At 48.7% G+C, this 17,526-nt stretch carries 15 protein-coding genes, 1 tRNA gene and 2 rRNA genes; 13 read left to right on the top strand and 5 right to left on the bottom strand.

The features are described 5' to 3' along the window. Positions 1-7: 7 nt before the first annotated feature. On the top strand, positions 8-766 hold the full coding sequence (locus OCC_RS04325; RefSeq protein WP_004067714.1) for a hypothetical protein: 759 nt from the start codon (positions 8-10) through the stop codon (positions 764-766). After that, positions 732-2,147 carry an Rne/Rng family ribonuclease gene (locus tag OCC_RS04320; RefSeq protein ID WP_004067716.1) on the top strand — a complete coding sequence of 472 codons (1,416 nt, stop codon included), beginning with the start codon at positions 732-734 and terminating at the stop codon, positions 2,145-2,147. The genes OCC_RS04325 and OCC_RS04320 overlap by 35 nt, the downstream gene beginning before the upstream one ends. On the opposite strand, the gene radB is transcribed toward OCC_RS04320, so the two are convergent. Further along, positions 2,107-2,808 carry a DNA repair and recombination protein RadB gene (gene radB / locus OCC_RS04315; RefSeq protein ID WP_004067717.1) on the bottom strand — a complete coding sequence of 234 codons (702 nt, stop codon included), beginning with the start codon at positions 2,806-2,808 and terminating at the stop codon, positions 2,107-2,109. The genes OCC_RS04320 and radB overlap by 41 nt on opposite strands. Positions 2,809-2,819: 11 nt before the next feature. Further along, positions 2,820-3,458 carry an MBL fold metallo-hydrolase gene (locus OCC_RS04310; protein ID WP_004067718.1) on the bottom strand — a complete coding sequence of 213 codons (639 nt, stop codon included), beginning with the start codon at positions 3,456-3,458 and terminating at the stop codon, positions 2,820-2,822. 101 nt (positions 3,459-3,559) lie between these two features. Here OCC_RS04310 and OCC_RS04305 point away from each other — a divergent pair, with 101 nt between their 5' ends. The 8 genes from OCC_RS04305 to OCC_RS04270 all read left to right on the top strand — a co-directional run bounded on the left by OCC_RS04305 (position 3,560) and on the right by OCC_RS04270 (position 11,950). Then, positions 3,560-3,913, top strand: a complete 354-nt coding sequence (locus tag OCC_RS04305) for an ASCH domain-containing protein (RefSeq protein WP_004067719.1) — start codon at positions 3,560-3,562, stop codon at positions 3,911-3,913. Further along, complete coding sequence (locus OCC_RS04300) at positions 3,910-4,608, top strand: DUF1614 domain-containing protein (RefSeq protein ID WP_004067720.1); 699 nt, start codon at positions 3,910-3,912, stop codon at positions 4,606-4,608. Before OCC_RS04305 ends, OCC_RS04300 begins: the two co-directional genes overlap by 4 nt. A gap of 44 nt (positions 4,609-4,652) precedes the next feature. Continuing rightward, positions 4,653-5,507, top strand: a complete 855-nt coding sequence (locus tag OCC_RS04295) for a ribose-phosphate diphosphokinase (RefSeq protein ID WP_004067721.1) — start codon at positions 4,653-4,655, stop codon at positions 5,505-5,507. Between the two features lie 506 nt (positions 5,508-6,013). After that, a 16S ribosomal RNA gene (locus OCC_RS04290) occupies positions 6,014-7,498 on the top strand. Between the two features lie 53 nt (positions 7,499-7,551). Then, positions 7,552-7,628, top strand: a tRNA-Ala gene (locus OCC_RS04285). 120 nt (positions 7,629-7,748) lie between these two features. Next, positions 7,749-10,778: ribosomal RNA gene (locus OCC_RS04280) — 23S ribosomal RNA — on the top strand. Together the 16S and 23S rRNA genes with 1 tRNA gene alongside form the textbook arrangement of a ribosomal RNA operon. A gap of 127 nt (positions 10,779-10,905) precedes the next feature. Next, a complete protein-coding gene (locus OCC_RS04275) occupies positions 10,906-11,382 on the top strand; it encodes a magnesium-dependent phosphatase-1 (RefSeq protein ID WP_004067722.1) in 477 nt (158 codons plus the stop codon). 1 nt (position 11,383) lies between these two features. Then, on the top strand, positions 11,384-11,950 hold the full coding sequence (locus tag OCC_RS04270; protein WP_004067723.1) for a DUF366 family protein: 567 nt from the start codon (positions 11,384-11,386) through the stop codon (positions 11,948-11,950). On the opposite strand, the gene OCC_RS04265 is transcribed toward OCC_RS04270, so the two are convergent. Then, on the bottom strand, positions 11,951-12,565 hold the full coding sequence (locus OCC_RS04265; protein ID WP_004067725.1) for a diacylglycerol/polyprenol kinase family protein: 615 nt from the start codon (positions 12,563-12,565) through the stop codon (positions 11,951-11,953). A gap of 129 nt (positions 12,566-12,694) precedes the next feature. Here OCC_RS04265 and lysS point away from each other — a divergent pair, with 129 nt between their 5' ends. Further along, positions 12,695-14,275 (top strand): lysine--tRNA ligase, encoded by a 1,581-nt coding sequence (lysS, locus tag OCC_RS04260; protein ID WP_004067727.1) that lies wholly within the window; start codon positions 12,695-12,697, stop codon positions 14,273-14,275. A gap of 3 nt (positions 14,276-14,278) precedes the next feature. Here the strand turns inward: lysS and OCC_RS04255 are convergent, their stop codons facing one another. Beyond that, positions 14,279-14,962 (bottom strand): class I SAM-dependent methyltransferase, encoded by a 684-nt coding sequence (locus tag OCC_RS04255; protein WP_004067729.1) that lies wholly within the window; start codon positions 14,960-14,962, stop codon positions 14,279-14,281. A gap of 81 nt (positions 14,963-15,043) precedes the next feature. Here OCC_RS04255 and OCC_RS04250 point away from each other — a divergent pair, with 81 nt between their 5' ends. After that, the gene (locus OCC_RS04250; RefSeq protein ID WP_004067731.1) at positions 15,044-15,625 is read left to right on the top strand and encodes an indolepyruvate oxidoreductase subunit beta; all 582 of its coding nucleotides are present in this window, start codon (positions 15,044-15,046) and stop codon (positions 15,623-15,625) included. 73 nt (positions 15,626-15,698) lie between these two features. Beyond that, entirely contained in the window at positions 15,699-16,154 is a 456-nt protein-coding gene (locus tag OCC_RS04245; RefSeq protein WP_004067733.1) for a metal-dependent transcriptional regulator, read from the top strand. On the opposite strand, the gene OCC_RS04240 is transcribed toward OCC_RS04245, so the two are convergent. Then, the gene (locus OCC_RS04240) at positions 16,133-17,470 is read right to left on the bottom strand and encodes an NCS2 family permease (protein ID WP_004067734.1); all 1,338 of its coding nucleotides are present in this window, start codon (positions 17,468-17,470) and stop codon (positions 16,133-16,135) included. The genes OCC_RS04245 and OCC_RS04240 overlap by 22 nt on opposite strands. Between the last annotated feature and the right edge of the window lie 56 nt (positions 17,471-17,526).

Genomic DNA, 17,526 nt, shown 5'->3' with positions numbered 1-17,526 from the left:
GATGAAGGTGGACACAAATAAAATTCGTGAACTTGTTAAAGAGGCTGAGGTTCTCCACAAAGAGTTCCAAAAGGGCTTTCTTCGTGTATACTCCCTTTCATCATCATGGGAGTTTGAAGAGTTAAAAGACCTGCTGTCCGAGCTTTATGGCATCATTGAGAGAAAATTTGATATAGCGTCTCAAATAGGGAAGGCATCTTCTCTTCTTGGGGGAGACTTTGAGCGGCTTGCAAAAGAGCTTCAAAAAAACGAACATCAAATGAAATTTCGATTAGAGGAACTCCTTCTTTTAGTTGAGAATCCGAAAATGAGCTTCACTGAAAAAGCCAAAATAAATGCATCCCTCCAGAGGTTGTTGCAGTATTATAGGGTATATGATTACTCAATCACCCAAACAATTCAAAAGCTAACTGGGGAACTTGAGGGGCTTATATTTATAAGTGAGGAGAGGAAACTACCACCGGCCAATATTGTTGACAAAATAAAAAAGATAGAAAATTTGGATGAGAAACTTGAGCTCTTAATCTCATTCATCTACTACCTCTACACCAACCCCTCATGGGTTCATAAAGTTGAAGAAGCCTTGAGAGACTGGCATTCAAAAGGATTACTGTGGGTTGAGGTGAGAAACGTAGAAAAGAACAGCGGAGTTGAGAGAGAACATGCTGCTAAAATCCTTGAAGGCTTAACGCTCATTGGTGTTGTGGAAAAACGGGAAAGAGGTGGTGAATATGTCTACAAACTCAGAGGTTTCGGTGAGGATTAGAGGGATATACAGCACGGCTTTGACAAAATTGCTCCTCGACGAGGGCTTTAAGATAAGCCAGCCGAGCCAGAAGATCGCTGAAAGACTGGGCATTGAAAAGGTCTACGATGAGTTCGATGTGGATATTCAAGACAAAAAAGACTCCCATGGTGTGGTGCTGGTTGGAGAAAAAGTTGAAGAAGTTAAGAAGGTTTTTGAAGAGAAGTTTTTAGACGTTTTCTTTAGAAAAATGCCCTACCAGCTTTATGGCATATATAAAGGGATCGTTATCAAAAAGGACGAAAGATACGTGTATGTGGACATAGGGAATGCAATTGGAACTTTGCTAATAGAAGAGTTTCCAGATGCTGTTGAAGGGGACGAGGTGCTTGTTCAGGTCAAGAAAAACAACCTCCTTCCTCATTTGAGTGTCTTACTCACTATACCCGGTGACTATGCAGTGCTTATTCCAAAACCCGTTGGAACCCAGAGACATGTGAAAATATCGAGGAAGATTAGGGATCAATCAGAGAGAGAAAGGCTTAGAATACTTGGATTGAGTGTCGATCTTGGAGAATGGGGGGTTTTGTGGAGAACGGCAGCTGCGTATAAAGATTGGAATCTCCTACGGGATGAGCTAATAAAGCTTTCAAAGATCGCTGAAAAGCTGAAAGAGGCTGAAAAATACTCTGCTCCTGCCCAAATAGTTGAGGGTAGAGACATCTACGAGGTTGAATTTGGCGGTGCGGCAAAGGCAAAGCTTGACGACATAAGAAATACGGTAGTTCCTACGATAGAGGGCCATCACAAGTTTAAGGCATACGATCCCGAGTTTGGGTTTGCAGTTGAAATTGGAGAGGGAATTCTAAGCAAGATTCCCTCTCAGAGAAAAAAGGTTAGTGAGGGCTTTTTGGAGGCATTGATTAACAATAAGGGGCCAAAGCAGGGATGGCTTTTCAGGTTTGAGCACGTTAAGCCAGACGGTCAAGTAATCAAGATAGGCCCAGGGGAAGTGGTTGAGGTTTCTCTAAATCCCCTGAAGCTGAAGGTAAGAAGGAATCTAAAACCCGGTAGATTCTATGATGGCTTGGACTTACCAATAGAAGCTGGGGATTATGCAATAACTGAGATTGAAGAAGGAAAATGGTGGTTTAAGCATAGCTATTATGATAGAGATGGCAACCTAAAGGGAGAATACTACAACATCTGCACCCCGGTTGAGATATACCCGGACAAAGCAAGGTACGTTGACTTAGAAGTTGATATCGTGAAGTGGCCTGACGGGAAGAAGGAGATTGTAGACAAAGAAGAACTCAAGAGGCACTACGAAGATGGGGTTATAAGTGAGAAGCTGTACAAGGCTATAGTAAGATTGACTCAGGAGCTTTTTGAAAAGATTTAGTTTTTTCCACATCTTCTATTCCTTTATCCGTTATTTTAAAGTAAACAATGCCTCCCTCTGGTTTGAACCTATGTCTCTCTAAAACTGCAATTCTGAAGCCATCCCTTAGCTTTTCTAATCTGAGGATGTCCTTACACTTATATCCCAAGGTATGCTCTGCTATCGGCTTTAAGAGATTGTGCTTTGAGTCGAAGTAGACCTGATTTACAACAATAACCCCCAGATTGTATTTTCTTGCAAGCCAAAGCAGAGTCTGAAGTTGCTTTCCGAGGTCAGCGGTAACTGCACTTTTGTTTTCCTCTATTCTATAGTGGTTGGTTATTGAATCCACAACAATCAGTGAGAATTTTTCATTTACGATCTTTTTAAGGCCTGAGATAGTTTTTTTCTGCTCTTTGAAATCAAACGGTTCAAAAACGAGAAACTTCTGGAGGATTTTTTCTTTGTCAAGTCCTCTGGTTTCAGCCATTGTGGCCAATCTCTCGGGGGAGAATCCCCCCTCGGTATCTATATAAGCCACTTTTCCATCATTTAAAAGGCCCACCTGCATTGCTAGAGTGGTCTTTCCGGTAGCAAATGCACCGTATATTTGAGTTAATACCCCCCTACCTATTCCTCCACCTAGTAATTCATCTAAGCTCTTACTGCCGGTGGTTAGCATTATCCACACCGCTATACTTCAAAGGGCTTTCCAACTTCTGGAACTTTTACCAGAACCCATATCCTCCTCTCTCTGAGCTCTTTAATTAGCTCTTCCACGTTTCCTTCACTGTAGACGCCATAGTGCATTGGTATTACTATTTTTGGTCGGATCACTTCAATTATGTTTGCTGCTTCCCTCGGGTTCGCAGTTGACCTTCCGCTTATTGGGACGAAGAGGACATCTATTTTGCCCCGGAAATTTTTGAAAATCGGGCTGTAATATGTATCTCCAGGATGAAAGAGTGTCTTCTGCTCATTGGATATAATGTACCCTACCGGATACTGGCTTGAGGGGTGCTCCATAAATATCGCCTTTACTTTAACCCCGTTTTCAAGTTCTATTTCCTGTCCTCCTTCTATCTCCATGACTTTGGTTATTCCATCGCTTATTGCCATTAGATACACGGGTTTAGGCCCTATTACAGTTGCATCTCTAAGTCTCGCCAGAAGGGGTGTTTTGCCGTAGTGGTCTATGTGTTCATGGGTAACCAGTATGTAATCGATGCCATCTATGGCATCGTCATTGACATATTCGTAGGGGTCTATCAGAATTTTCACGCCATTTATTTCAATCCAAAAACACGCATGACCATACCAGATAATCTTCATAGGCGTAGCCTCCGAGAATAATAGATTGAAACTCCACTTAAATCTTTCCCATCAAACGTTGGTTTTATAAAGGAATTATCATTATTTCGATTTGAAGGCATATGAGAGGATTAATAGTCAAAGAGCCATTTGCTTCTTGGATTGTGGAAGGAAAGAAGATATGGGAGATTAGGAAGAGCTCTACCAAGATTAGGGGAGAAGTCTACATCATAAACAAGGGCTTTGCAATAGGAAAAGCTGAACTTGTGGACGTTCTGGGACCTTTCACACCTGAGGAATTAAAAGCGCATAAAGAAAAGCATTTAGCAGAATATGAGTTCTTGAAGGAATACTCAAATGGCAAGAAGCTCTATGCGTGGGTTTTCAAAAACCCAGTAAAATTTGACAAGCCTTTGGAGGTTATAATGCCCAAAGGTGCTCAAATATGGGTTAATATCAGGGGGTTCAAGGAGTGAGAAGATACTTTTTTCTACCTCTGACCTTGCCTTTCTTAATTCTCCTGATTTTCTTGTTACCTATTCTTTTCATACTCTTTGCAGGTACAATAACACTGGCATTTCAAAAGTTGGGACTTCCTCTTCCTGTTGCCTTTACGCTGTTTTGGGCTTCATTAATAGGAAGCTTCATCAACATCCCGGTTAAGGAGATCAGAAGTTACGGACCGATTGTAAGGGTTGCCAAAGTGTCGTTTTTTGGCATCACGTACCCCGTTCCTTACATTGACTGGGGTGAGCAAAAAACAGTAGTCAGTGTTAATGTTGGGGGTGCTCTTGTTCCCCTGAGTGTGGTTCTCTACGAGGTATTGAGGCTTATAGTCCTTGAACAAAATGATCTTTTGATTAGAGTAGGGGTTGCTGTTCTTATCTCGACGATAATTAGCAAAGCCTTTTCAAGACCTGTGAAAGGATTGGGCATAGCGATTCCTACTTTTGTTCCTCCATTAGTCGCTGCCCTCCTTGCCCTCACCATAGGGGCTCCAAACAGACCGTTGGTGGCATATACAAGCGGTACAATGGGTGTCCTCATAGGGGCTGATCTGTTAAACTGGGACAAGCTCAAAGATCTCGGAGCTCCAATGGTTAGCATAGGCGGTGCTGGTACCTTCGATGGTATTTTTCTTGCTGGGGTTATTGCGGTTTTGCTGGTATGAAAAAGGTATTAAACGCTAAACCTATTTTCTCTGGGGTGATTGTGATGAAAGTAGTGCTGGGAAGTGGGGCTTATCACATGGCCGAAGAGGTTAAGATGAAGGCAAGCAAATACAGCAAGGAAGTTTTGGATGTGGAGATAAAGAGGTTCCCCGATGGGGAAAAGTACGTAAGGATTCTTGGAGAGGGAAAGGAAGCTGTTGTTGTTCAATCTACCTTTAACCCCCAAGATGAGCACCTTATTGAGCTACTCCTCCTAGGAGATGCACTTAAAGAGAAAGGATTTGAGCATCTTAAGGCAGTGGTGCCATATTTGGCTTATTCGAGGCAGGATAGAGTTACCAAGGAAGGAGAGCCGATAAGCGTTAGAGCAGTTATGAAGGCTCTTGGCATCTATTATGATGAGCTTTATGTCTTTGACATTCATAATCCAAAAACTCTGGAATACTTCCCGGGGAGGGCAGTTAACTTAAGCCCTGCCAGAGCCATAGCCGAGTACTTCAGGGAAAAGCTTGGTGAAGGGTTAGTTTTAGCTCCCGATAAAGGTGCATTAGCGAGGGCAAAAGCTGTTGCGGAGCTTCTCAATTTAGAGTTCAGCTACTTCGAGAAGAAGCGCATCTCTCCAACTGAAGTTCAGATGACCCCGGTGGAAGTTGATGTGAGTGGGAAAAACGTGCTCATAGTGGATGACATCATAAGTACTGGAGGCACTATGGTAAAGGCCGCTAACATACTACGGGAGATGGGCGCTGGAAAAATATTTGTTGTTGCAACCCATGGGGTCTTCGCTGAAGGAGCTATCGAGAGAGTTAGCAAAGCAGTTGATGAACTTGCAGTGACAAATACTATCCCCACCCCGGTTTCAAAAATAAGCCTTGTGGAAGATATTTTGAGGCTTTAATGTTTTTAATGCCTCCCTTTTTATTTCGGTTGGGGGTTTCTCTTGAGTCATGGTATAATGCTTGGTTTTTGGTGAAGTCCAGATATGGGTTTCAACTAAGAATCAACTAAGAAATAGTTTGTTGTTTTTATCGTCTATTTTTTATCATTTAAATGTTTAAAATCCGTGATAATGAAACTCGATTTTAACAGCTTCTTTGCTAAAAATATGGGCTCTCAAGGCTTTGCAAAAATTTTTCATTGGGGGGGTTTCGCCCTATAGGGTGGAGCGCCCGAACAGGGCGCGACAAAACCCGGGCGCCAAGACGGCGGCGTCGGGGGGACAGGGTGCAAAGCACCCACAATGAACCCCGCCCTCCAGCCCGGGTCACAAAAGGTGCGCTCCCGAGGAAACCCGAAAGGGGACCCCTCGGGGGTAAGGCAGGCCCAACACCCCGACCAAACCCCGGATGGGTTTTATGGTACTTCCCCTTGAGGGAAGTCCCACCGGCCGTACTCCTAATAGCAATTCCGGTTGATCCTGCCGGAGGCCACTGCTATCGGGGTCCGACTAAGCCATGCGAGTCAAGGGGGTGTCCCTCTGGGACACCACCGGCGGACGGCTCAGTAACACGTCGGTAACCTACCCTCGGGAGGGGGATAACCCCGGGAAACTGGGGCTAATCCCCCATAGGCCTGAGGTACTGGAAGGTCCTCAGGCCGAAAGGGGCTCTGCCCGCCCGAGGATGGGCCGGCGGCCGATTAGGTAGTTGGTGGGGTAACGGCCCACCAAGCCGAAGATCGGTACGGGCTGTGAGAGCAGGAGCCCGGAGATGGACACTGAGACACGGGTCCAGGCCCTACGGGGCGCAGCAGGCGCGAAACCTCCGCAATGCGGGAAACCGCGACGGGGGGACCCCGAGTGCCGTGGCATCGCCACGGCTTTTCCGGAGTGTAAAAAGCTCCGGGAATAAGGGCTGGGCAAGGCCGGTGGCAGCCGCCGCGGTAATACCGGCGGCCCGAGTGGTGGCCGCTATTATTGGGCCTAAAGCGTCCGTAGCCGGGCCCGTAAGTCCCTGGCGAAATCCCACGGCTCAACCGTGGGGCTTGCTGGGGATACTGCGGGCCTTGGGACCGGGAGAGGCGGGGGGTACCCCTGGGGTAGGGGTGAAATCCTATAATCCCAGGGGGACCGCCAGTGGCGAAGGCGCCCCGCTGGAACGGGTCCGACGGTGAGGGACGAAGGCCAGGGGAGCAAACCGGATTAGATACCCGGGTAGTCCTGGCTGTAAAGGATGCGGGCTAGGTGTCGGGTGAGCTTCGGGCTCGCCCGGTGCCGTAGGGAAGCCGTTAAGCCCGCCGCCTGGGGAGTACGGCCGCAAGGCTGAAACTTAAAGGAATTGGCGGGGGAGCACTACAAGGGGTGGAGCGTGCGGTTTAATTGGATTCAACGCCGGGAACCTCACCGGGGGCGACGGCAGGATGAAGGCCAGGCTGAAGGTCTTGCCGGACACGCCGAGAGGAGGTGCATGGCCGCCGTCAGCTCGTACCGTGAGGCGTCCACTTAAGTGTGGTAACGAGCGAGACCCGCGCCCCCAGTTGCCAGCCCTTCCCGCTGGGAAGGGGGCACTCTGGGGGGACTGCCGGCGATAAGCCGGAGGAAGGAGCGGGCGACGGTAGGTCAGTATGCCCCGAAACCCCCGGGCTACACGCGCGCTACAATGGGCGGGACAATGGGATCCGACCCCGAAAGGGGAAGGGAATCCCCTAAACCCGCCCCCAGTTCGGATCGCGGGCTGCAACTCGCCCGCGTGAAGCTGGAATCCCTAGTACCCGCGTGTCATCATCGCGCGGCGAATACGTCCCTGCTCCTTGCACACACCGCCCGTCACTCCACCCGAGCGGGGTCTGGATGAGGCTCCGTCCTCTGGGCGGGGTCGAGTCCAGGCTCCGTGAGGGGGGAGAAGTCGTAACAAGGTAGCCGTAGGGGAACCTACGGCTCGATCACCTCCTATCGCCGGAAACCCATCCGGGGGGCTTAAGGGGTGTTGGGCCTGCCATTTCGTGGGCCGGTAGCTCAGCCTGGGAGAGCGCCGGCTTTGCAAGCCGGAGGCCCCGGGTTCAAATCCCGGCCGGTCCACCACGAACAGGTGCACATCCCGAGCAACGCTCGGGGTGGAAGGGTCCTAGGCCCCGAACAGGGGTCACGATGAGGACCGTGCATAGGTGGATTTGGCCCAAAAAATGTCCAGCCCCCAAGTAGGGGGTAAGAAACCTAAGCCGCCTGGTGGATGGCTCGGCTCGGGGCGCCGACGAAGGGCGTGGCAAGCTGCGATAAGCCCCGGTGAGGCGCAGGCAGCCGTCGAGCCGGGGATTCCCGAATGGGACTTCCCGCGGCTTTGCCGCACTCCCACCAGGGAGGGGGAACGCGGGGAATTGAAACATCTTAGTACCCGCAGGAAAAGAAAGCAAAAGCGATGCCGTGAGTAGGGGCGACCGAAAACGGCACAGGGCAAACTGAACCCTGAGTGGAAACACTCAGGGGATGTGGTGTTGTAGGGCCCTGCGCTGGAGCCTCTCGGGTGAAGCCGAAGTCCGCTGGAACGCGGCGCCGAAGAGGGTGATAGCCCCGTAGGCGTAAGCCCGAAGGCTCCTGCAGGGTTCCTGAGTACCGTCGGTCGGATATCCGGCGGGAAGCTGGGAGGCATCGGCTCCCAACCCTAAATACGTCCCGAGACCGATAGCGAACTAGTACCGTGAGGGAAAGCTGAAAAGCACCCCGGGAGGGGGGTGAAAAGAGCCTGAAACCAGGCGGCGATAGTTGGGTGCGGCCCGAAAGGAATGAGTCTTCCCGAAGGAAATCCCGGCGACGGGAGAGTACGAGGGAAGAGGACCGGGGTTGCACCGTCCGTCTTGAAACACGGGGCAGGGAGTTCACGGCCGTGGCGAGGTTAAGGGGAGAAATCCCCGGAGCCGTAGGGAAACCGACAGGTCCGCAGGCGCTTCGCCGAGGGACGGGGTGTGAAAGCGCCCGGAGTCACGGCCGTGAGACCCGAAACCGGTCGATCTAGCCCGGGGCAGGGTGAAGTCCCTCAACAGAGGGATGGAGGCCCGCTAGGGGTGCTGACGTGCAATTCGCTCCCGTGACCCCGGGCTAGGGGTGAAAGGCCAATCGAGGCCGGAGATAGCTGGTTCCCGCCGAATTATCCCGTAGGATAGCCTCCCCGGAGGTAGGTAGTGGGGTAGAGCACTGATTGGGTGTGCAGGGGGCGAAAGCCTCCGGCACCCTGTCAAACTCCGAACCCACTACCGCCGTAGATGGGGGGAGTAGGGTGGCGGTGTAAGCCGTCCACCGAGAGGGGAACAACCCAGACCGGGGTTAAGGCCCCAAAGTGCCGGCTAAGTATTACTCCAAAGGGTGTCCCTGGCCTTAGACAGCGGGGAGGTAGGCTTAGAAGCAGCCATCCTTTAAAGAGTGCGTAACAGCTCACCCGTCGAGGTCAGGGGCCCCGAAAATGGACGGGGTTCAAGCCGGCCGCCGAGACCCCGGCGCACGGACCGATTGGTCCGTGATCGGGTAGGCGGGCGTCCCGGTGGGGTAGAAGCTGGGCCGTAAGGTCCAGTGGACCCGTCGGGATTGCGGATCCTGCCGGGAGTAGCAGCATAGCCGGGTGAGAATCCCGGCCGCCGTAGGGGCCAGGGTTCCACGGCAATGTTCGTCAGCCGTGGGTTAGTCGGTCCTAAGCCAGCCCGTAACTCGGTGCTGGCGAAAGGGAAACGGGTTTATATTCCCGTACCGCGGTGGTAGGTGCGGCAACGCAAGCCCAGAGGGTGACGCCTCGGGGTAGGCGGACCGGCCCACAAGGCCGGCTAAGCGTATAAGCCCGGGGAGTGCCGTAATGGCGAGAACCGGGTGAAAGCGCGAATGGCCTCCCGTAAGGGGGGTTCCGCCGATCCCTGGGGCCCGTGAAAAGCCCTCTGGGAACGATCCACCGCGACCGTACCGAGAACCGACACTGGTGCCCCTGGGTGAGAAGCCTAAGGCGTGTCGGGGGAAACCCAGCCGAGGGAACTCGGCAAATTGGCCCCGTAACTTCGGGAGAAGGGGTGCCTGCGGTTGCGTAAACCGCAGGTCGCAGTGACTAGGGGGGCCCGACTGTTTAATAAAAACACAGGTCCCAGCTAGCCCGAAAGGGTTTGTACTGGGGCCGACGCCTGCCCAGTGCCGGTACGTGAAGCCCGGGTCCAACCGGGTGAAGCGCCGGTAAACGGCGGGGGTAACTATAACCCTCTTAAGGTAGCGAAATTCCTTGTCGGTTAAATGCCGACCTGCATGAATGGCGTAACGAGGTCCCCACTGTCCCCGGCTGGGGCCCGGCGAAACCACTGCCTGGCGCATATGCCAGGGACCCCCGGTGGGAAGCGAAGACCCCATGGAGCTTTACTGCAGCCTGCCGTTGCCATACGGCGGAGGGTGCGCAGCGTAGGCGGGAGGCGTCGAAGCCCGGTCTCCGGGCCGGGTGGAGCCGTCCATGAGACACCGCCCACCCTTTGCCGTATGGCTAACCCGCGGAAGCGGGGACAGCGGTAGGTGGGCAGTTTGGCTGGGGCGGCACACCCCCGAAAAGGTATCGGGGGTGCCCTAAGGTCGGCTCAGGCGGGTCAGGAATCCGCCGTAGAGTGCAAGGGCAAAAGCCGGCCTGACTGGACCCGTAACAGAGGCGGGTCCAGCCGCGAAAGCGTGGCCTAGCGAACCCCTGTGCCTCCCCGGTGGGGGCCAGGGATGACAGAAAAGCTACCCTGGGGATAACAGAGTCGTCTCGGGCGAGAGCCCATATCGACCCCGAGGCTTGCTACCTCGCTGTCGGCTCTTCCCATCCTGGCCCTGCAGCAGGGGCCAAGGGTGGGGGTGTTCACCCATTAAAGGGGAACGTGAGCTGGGTTTAGACCGTCGTGAGACAGGTCGGATGCTATCTACCGGGGGTGCTGGCCGCCTGAGGGGAAGGCGCCCTTAGTACGAGAGGAACAGGGTGCCGCGGCCTCTGGTCTACCGGTTGTCCTACAGGGCATAGCCGGGCAGCTACGCCGTATCCGATAAGGCCTGAAGGCATCTAAGGCCGAAGCGGTCCCCGAAAATAGGCGGCCACTCCCTGGCGCAAGGGGTCGGGTGACCGGCCCGTTGCCAGGGACGAGGGCACCCGTAGAAGACGGGTTTGATGGAGCGGGGATGTAAGCGGGAAGGGAAACCGACCCGTTTAGTCTGCCGCTCCCAATAGCCCGAGGTTCTTACCCCCGAAAGGGGGCTGGGCATTTGATAGGCCAAATCCACCTATGCACGGTCCTTGCGATAATCCTTCTCTGTTTTCTGAAATATCGCTAAATTCAAAAACTGTGTTCTCGAGTCCTTTCTGGTGATAAAATTGAAATTGTTAGTGCTTGATTTAGATGGTACTCTATGGGATCATGAGGATGCTTCACAGCTCGTTCCACCTTATAAGTTCCAAGGGGATATGCTAATTGATGCCTATAAGAAGGAGCTCCATCTGTTTCCAGGCGTTAGGGATTTCCTTGAATGGGCCAGCGAACGCTTTATCCTTACGATAGCCAGCTGGAACTTGGAAGAGAGAGTTAGACCAATTCTTGAAGGCTTTGGTCTCTGGGATTACTTCATGTTTCCAAAAATTGAAGGGCATCCCAACAAAGCTGATATGATAAAGCGAACCGTGGAAGAACTAACCTCAATAGGTTACAGTCTTGAAGAAATAATCTACGTGGACGATAGAGCTATACATATCGATGATATTAGGACTATCTTTCCCGATATTAAGTTCATCCAGATGTGGGTCGATGCAAAGTCATTTGAAGAATTAAGAGAACTTCTTGAGCGAGGTGATTGAAGTGGAACTCCTCGTGATTAAAGACAGACGTATAGACTATGATGGCTCGGCTATAAGAAGTCACTGGGCTTACAGAAACTTTGGGATTTTGGGGAATTCTCTTGTGGTCTTTAGGGGAAAATGTGATGTAAAAGTTGAGGAAATGATTGATATTGAAGACCTCAGGCAGAAGAAGGAAATTAAAAGCGATGACATGGTTCACTATATAATAGAAATCTTTGATTTTCCCAATGTCCTCCTGGCTTCTGCTCTTCAAAAGCTCTTCATAGCAAAGCTTTGCGAGCTGCTGGGGGAATATGGCATAAAAACCTCCCGGAAAGGGGATGACATCTACGTTGATGGCAGGAAGCTTAGCATTTCAATAGCTACTGTTTCACCGGTTAGCATAAAGATACACATCGGGATAAACGTTGAGGCAAAAGGAATTCCAGAGGGCGTTAATGCAATCGGGCTTGAAGAGCTTGGAATTCTTGATATTCAGGAGTTTATGGAAAAGAGCGGAAAGGCCCTGGTTGAAGAGTTCGTTAAAGTGAAAAAAGACAGCCTCAAAGTAAGATGGGCCGAATAGTTAAACTAGCGGATAGAGAAAAGTGGCCACGAGGGGGACGGCTAGGTTATCGTCTAGAAACCTTTGATACTCTGCCAGTGTTAGTATTCCGCTCCATACTATTTTTATTGCGTATGAGCTTTCCGGGAGAACTGCAAACGCTATTAAAAGAGCTGTTATGAAGTATCCCAAGCTGCCGCTCCAGTGTTTTTTGAGTTTCACATTGTGCCCGTTTCTTTTGAAATAATAAAATCTCAGAATACCGGTAATACCATCACTTATAGCCATAACAAGCAACACCGCTGTTGCGTACTCTCTTGGAAGAAAAGCAACCACAAAAGAAGCGGACAAGGCAAAGAACACCTCTCCGTAGTTCTTATCCAGCTGATACCAAGAAAGCTTTTCCTTCTTTAGATGAAATATTAACTGAACCACTGCAAAGGCAAAAGCTGCAGGGGCAAAGACCTCTTTTGGAATTTTTTCAAAATAGTAGAGTACTGCCGCAGGCGTAATGCTGAAGTGGATTATCTTTCTATTGATCCAAGCATATTCCCCTCCAAGCTTTTTTGTGAGTCTTATCGCGAGGATAATAATGCTTGCTGCAATGCCTGCATAGAGCAACCATTCAGGAAACATTGATTTCACCAAAGAAAATTAAATGGTGAGGAAACTAATATACTTTTTGCCAAATTTCTTTTGTAATTTTTGAATTCCACTGGCCAAAGCTTAAAAAGTGTCTCTCATACTTACCCGCAGGTGAGGAGAATGGTGCATTGGGCAGACTATATGGCTGAAAAGATCATCAAAGAGAGAGGAGACAAAGAGGAGTATGTGGTAGAAAGCGGAATAACTCCCAGTGGTTACGTTCACATAGGGAACTTTAGAGAGCTTTTTACGGCTTACATCGTGGGGCATGCACTGAGGGACAAAGGGAAGAAGGTCAGGCACATTCACATGTGGGATGATTACGATCGCTTTAGAAAGGTACCAAAAAATGTCCCCAAGGAGTGGAGCGAATACCTAACCATGCCTGTGAGCGAAGTTCCAGACCCGTGGGGATGTCATGACAGCTATGCGGATCATTTTATGAGCATCTTTGAAGAAGAAGTTGAAAAGCTTGGGATTGAGGTTGATTTTCTAAGGGCAAGCAGGCTCTACAAGAGCGGGGAATACGCAAACGAAATTAGACTTGCTTTGGAAAAAAGAAGTGAAATAATGGAAATCTTAAACAAGTTTAGGGATATGGCGAAGCAGCCCCACCTACCGGAGGACTGGCAGCCGATACAGATTTACTGTCCAAAGTGCAGAAAAGAAGCGGAGTTTGTTAAATGGGATGGTGAGTGGAAGGTCGCCTATAGGTGTTCTCACTGTGGCGCCGAGGGCGAGACCGACATAAGGGAGGGCAACGTCAAGCTCCGCTGGCGTGTTGATTGGCCAATGAGATGGGCGCATTTCAAAGTAGATTTTGAACCTGCTGGAAAAGACCACCTCGCAGCGGGAAGTTCATACGATACCGGAAAGGAGATAGTTGAGAAAATCTTTGGCTGGAATGCACCAATGACACTTATGTACGAGTTCGTTGGCATAAAGGGCCAAAAGGGCAAAATGAGCGGTAGCAAGGGCAACGTTATATTACTAAGCGATCTTTATGAAGTTCTTGAGCCTGGTGTCATAAGGTTCATCTACGCAAGACACAGGCCAAACAAGGAAATCAAGATCGACTTAGGCTTGGGCTTGCTTAATCTTTACGATGAATTTGATAGGGTTGAGAGACTGTACTTTGGATTGGAGGAAGCTAAAAACCTTGAAGAAGCTGAAGAGCTTAAGAGAACGTATGAACTTTCAATGCCTTCCCTCTCGAGCCGCTTGATTGCTCAGGCTCCCTTTAGATTCCTCGTCGTCCTTGTCCAAATGCCTCACCTAACTGAAGAGAAGATAATTGAAATACTAAAAGAACAGGGTCACGTTCCGGCACAGCTTGACGAGGAAGACCTGAACAGAATTCGGCTCAGAATACAGCTTGCCAAGAACTGGGTTGAAAAATATGCTCCCAATGAAGTTAAATTTGAGATTCAGGAAAAAATTCCACAAATTGAGATAAGCAAAGAAATAAGAGAAGCCCTTATGGAAGTTGCGGAGTGGCTTGAGGGAAGAGAAAAATTCACAGTCGATGAGCTCAATTCAGTTATATTCAACGCCGCCAAGAAGAGAAACATCCCAAGCAAGAAGTACTTCAAGGTTCTCTACAACCTCTTCATAGGAAAAGATAGAGGGCCGAGGCTTGCTCCCTTCTTGGCATCGCTCGATAGGGAATTCGTGATAAAAAGGCTTAGGCTCGAAGGCTGATTTCTATTTTTTATATACATTCAGGTAGGATATATCGTCAAGTTTAACGCTCTCTAGGGGAGTGAAATAGAGTTTTGCGAGCAACTCTACGGCAGTTTTTCCCCATATTGCAAATCTAACCCTAAAAGAATCTCTCTCGCTCTTGTACTCTATCACAGCAGTTTTTTCTCCTTTGTCAATAATTACCCTGTTTATCCAGTACTCCTCTCCAACTATGGTTCCCATTTGGACTCTTGAAAGGAGTTCCCTCATGTCCACAAAATTTATCAGAAACAGCCCATCTTTTTTGAGAACTCTTTTAACCTCTTTAAAGACTTCACTAAGTTCTTTAGGTGAAAAGTGGACAGTTGTATTTCCGAGAAAGAGAACGTAATCAAACGTTTCACCTTCAAAGGGCAACTTTCTTGCGTCCCCAACAATAAACTTCACCTTGGAATTTTTTTCCTTTGCATATTCTATGGCTTTTTTGATCATTTCTTCATCTATATCAACGCCAACAACTTCAAATCCATGGTCTTCAAGAAGAAAGGAGAACCCTCCGACACCGCATGCTAAGTCCAAAACTTTTCCTTTTTTCTTCATAACTCTGAGCAGATAGGGTTCGAGCTCTTCTATTCTCCGTTGATATTCCTTCGAGTTTATATCAGTGTAAGCCTTAAATGCGCGGTAATACTCCTTAAAGCTCATGTTGGGAAATTAGACGTGTTGGCAAATAAACCTTCCGCCAGATTTTTAACCTTTTCATCTTAATTTTCTTGGTGGTGAACTGTGGAGTTCAATCTGATAATAGCGGGGGTTGGGGGACAGGGCGGACTTACACTCTCAAGGATCATCGGAAATGCCGCAATGAAAGAGGGATACAATGTTAGAATAGGAGAAACCCTTGGAATGAGTCAGCGCTACGGTAGTGTGCTTAGTTATCTCCGATTTGGAGAGGAAGTTTATTCTCCTCTTATCGAGGAGGGAGAAGCAGATTTGATGCTAGCTCTTGAGCCGGCTGAAGCTCTAAGGAACGCAAGATTCCTAAGCGACAAAAGCCATGCTATAGTAAACGCTTATCCGATTCACACAGCAACGACTTTAGTCGGAAAAGAGAGGTATCCGAGCCTTGAGGAAATACGTGGTGCCCTTTCAAGAATATGCACCGTTGAGATGAGGAACTTTCAGAAAGAGGCAGACAAGATAAACCCCCGTACTCTGGGAGTGCTTATGCTTGGATTTGCCTATGGTAAAGGTTTGATCCCATTGAATAAGGAGAGCCTCTTGAGTGGAATTCAAGAAACATTAAAGCCAAAGCTTTGGGAAATTAACATTAAGGCTTTTGAAAGGGGAATGGAACTTGCTAAATGATCCCTCTTTATCATTTTTGGTGTAACCAAAAAGCACTTAAATTATTTAGGTTAAACTAATTCAGGTGAGGTTTGTGGAAATAACAAAGAGAGAGGAGGAGTACCTCGAAACTATGTACATACTTCAAAAGAACAAAGGGGTAATCAGAGTAAAGGATATTTCAAAAAAACTGGGTGTTAGACCGCCAAGTGTGGTGGATGCTTTAAAAAAGTTAAATGAAAAAGGCCTGATAGACTACGAAAAATATGATAGGATTCTTTTAACTGAGAAGGGGCTTGAAGTAGCTAAAGAAACTTACCAAAAACACGTTCTCTTGATGAGATTTTTCACTGAGATACTTGGAATTCCTCCTGAAATAGCGGAGGAAGATGCGTGCCAGTTTGAACATTACGTCCATGAGATTACGGCTGAGAGAATGAAGGAGTTTGCCCAGTATATCCAAGAACACTGTCCCTACGTCCTCAAGCAGTTTCTTAAAGAACACATGGAAAAAGAAGAGGCGAAGACTCAAAAGAGTCCTCCCAAATAGGCAAAGTAGCCTATGAAGATTAATGCCAATACGTACATCAGTGGGTGTATCTCTTTTCCTCTTCCGCTGAACAGCTTTATTATGGTGTAGCTTATAAAGCCCATTCCTATTCCGTCTGCTATTGAATATGTGTAGGGAATTGTGATGAGCACTAGAAATGCAGGAATAGCTTCGCTCGCGTCATCGAAGTCAACTCCCCTTATTGCACTTAACATGTAGTAACCAACTATAACCAAAGCCGGTGCGGTAGCAAAAGCCGGAATTGCTTGCGCAATGGGGGCTATGAACAATCCTATGGCAAGGAAGAGTAGACCTGTCACTAGGGCTGTCATCCCTGTTCTTCCACCCTCTTCAATTCCAGCGGCGCTCTCTATATACGTTGTTACGGTTGAAGTTCCAAGGAGTGCTCCAAGTGTTGTGCCTATTGCATCCGTCAAGAGGACTTTCTCGGCATCCGGCACTTTCCCTTCTTTTGTCAAGAAACCTGCCTTGGCACTTAACCCCGTTACTGTTCCAAGGGTGTCAAAGAAGTCGACCATGAAGAAGGCAAACACTACACCAATTGCCCCTACGTTGAGGAGGCCTTGAAGGTCAAGTTTTAGGAAGGTGTAGCTTATGTCTGGAGTTGAGAAGAAATGTTCTGGCCAGGGTGCAGCTCCGCTTATCCATCCCAAAATGCTTGTGGTAAGGATTGAAATTAATAGAGCACCCTTCACTCGGAGACTTATGAGGATTGCAGCTAGGAAAAGTCCGAATAGGAACAAAAGACCTGCCTTTGTTCCAAGTGCCGAGGCATTAAACCCGGTGAACTTAAGCACTCCGTTTTCGCCGACAACAGCGGTTAGAAGACCAACGTCATTGAGGCCTATCAATGTCAAGAAAAGTCCTATTCCTGCTCCAACGGCATATTTCTGGCTTAGTGGAATTGCATGTATTATTGCGCTCCTAACTTTGGTAATACTAAGTATTATGAAGATTATTCCCTCAACAAAAACTGCTGCAAGTGCCACTCTCCAATCGTAACCCATTCCAAGCACGACACTGTAGGCAAAGTAGGCATTCAGTCCCATTCCCGGAGCTAAAGCAAAGGGCTTTTTGGCATAGATGCCCATTATTATTGTGGAAATTCCTGCTGCAAGTGCCGTTACTGCTACAAGTGAGTTAAAGGCTTCTTTTCCCATTGCATCGCTTAATATTGCAGGGTTTACGAAGAGGATATATGCCATTGTCATGAAAGTCGTTATCCCCGCTAATATTTCGGTTCTCATATCCGTTCTGTACTTCTCAAACTCGAAATATTCCTCAAAAGTCTTCATCTCTCTCACCCCTAATTGATACGAAAGTGATAAAACAACCAGTATATTTAAACATT

The sequence above is a fragment of the Thermococcus litoralis DSM 5473 genome, from assembly GCF_000246985.2.
Lineage (GTDB): Archaea > Methanobacteriota_B > Thermococci > Thermococcales > Thermococcaceae > Thermococcus_A > Thermococcus_A litoralis.
This window is presented reverse-complemented; position numbering and strand designations above follow the sequence as displayed.

What these genes read in the sequence shown, in the direction of transcription:
- OCC_RS04320 (WP_004067716.1), top strand. Translation starts at nt 732, where the DNA reads ATGTCTACAAACTCAGAGGTTTCGGTGAGGATTAGAGGGATATACAGC.
- radB (WP_004067717.1), bottom strand. Translation starts at nt 2,808, where the DNA reads ATGCTAACCACCGGCAGTAAGAGCTTAGATGAATTACTAGGTGGAGGA.
- OCC_RS04310 (WP_004067718.1), bottom strand. Translation starts at nt 3,458, where the DNA reads ATGAAGATTATCTGGTATGGTCATGCGTGTTTTTGGATTGAAATAAAT.
- OCC_RS04305 (WP_004067719.1), top strand. Translation starts at nt 3,560, where the DNA reads ATGAGAGGATTAATAGTCAAAGAGCCATTTGCTTCTTGGATTGTGGAA.
- OCC_RS04295 (WP_004067721.1), top strand. Translation starts at nt 4,653, where the DNA reads ATGAAAGTAGTGCTGGGAAGTGGGGCTTATCACATGGCCGAAGAGGTT.
- OCC_RS04265 (WP_004067725.1), bottom strand. Translation starts at nt 12,565, where the DNA reads ATGTTTCCTGAATGGTTGCTCTATGCAGGCATTGCAGCAAGCATTATT.
- lysS (WP_004067727.1), top strand. Translation starts at nt 12,695, where the DNA reads ATGGTGCATTGGGCAGACTATATGGCTGAAAAGATCATCAAAGAGAGA.
- OCC_RS04255 (WP_004067729.1), bottom strand. Translation starts at nt 14,962, where the DNA reads ATGAGCTTTAAGGAGTATTACCGCGCATTTAAGGCTTACACTGATATA.
- OCC_RS04240 (WP_004067734.1), bottom strand. Translation starts at nt 17,470, where the DNA reads ATGAAGACTTTTGAGGAATATTTCGAGTTTGAGAAGTACAGAACGGAT.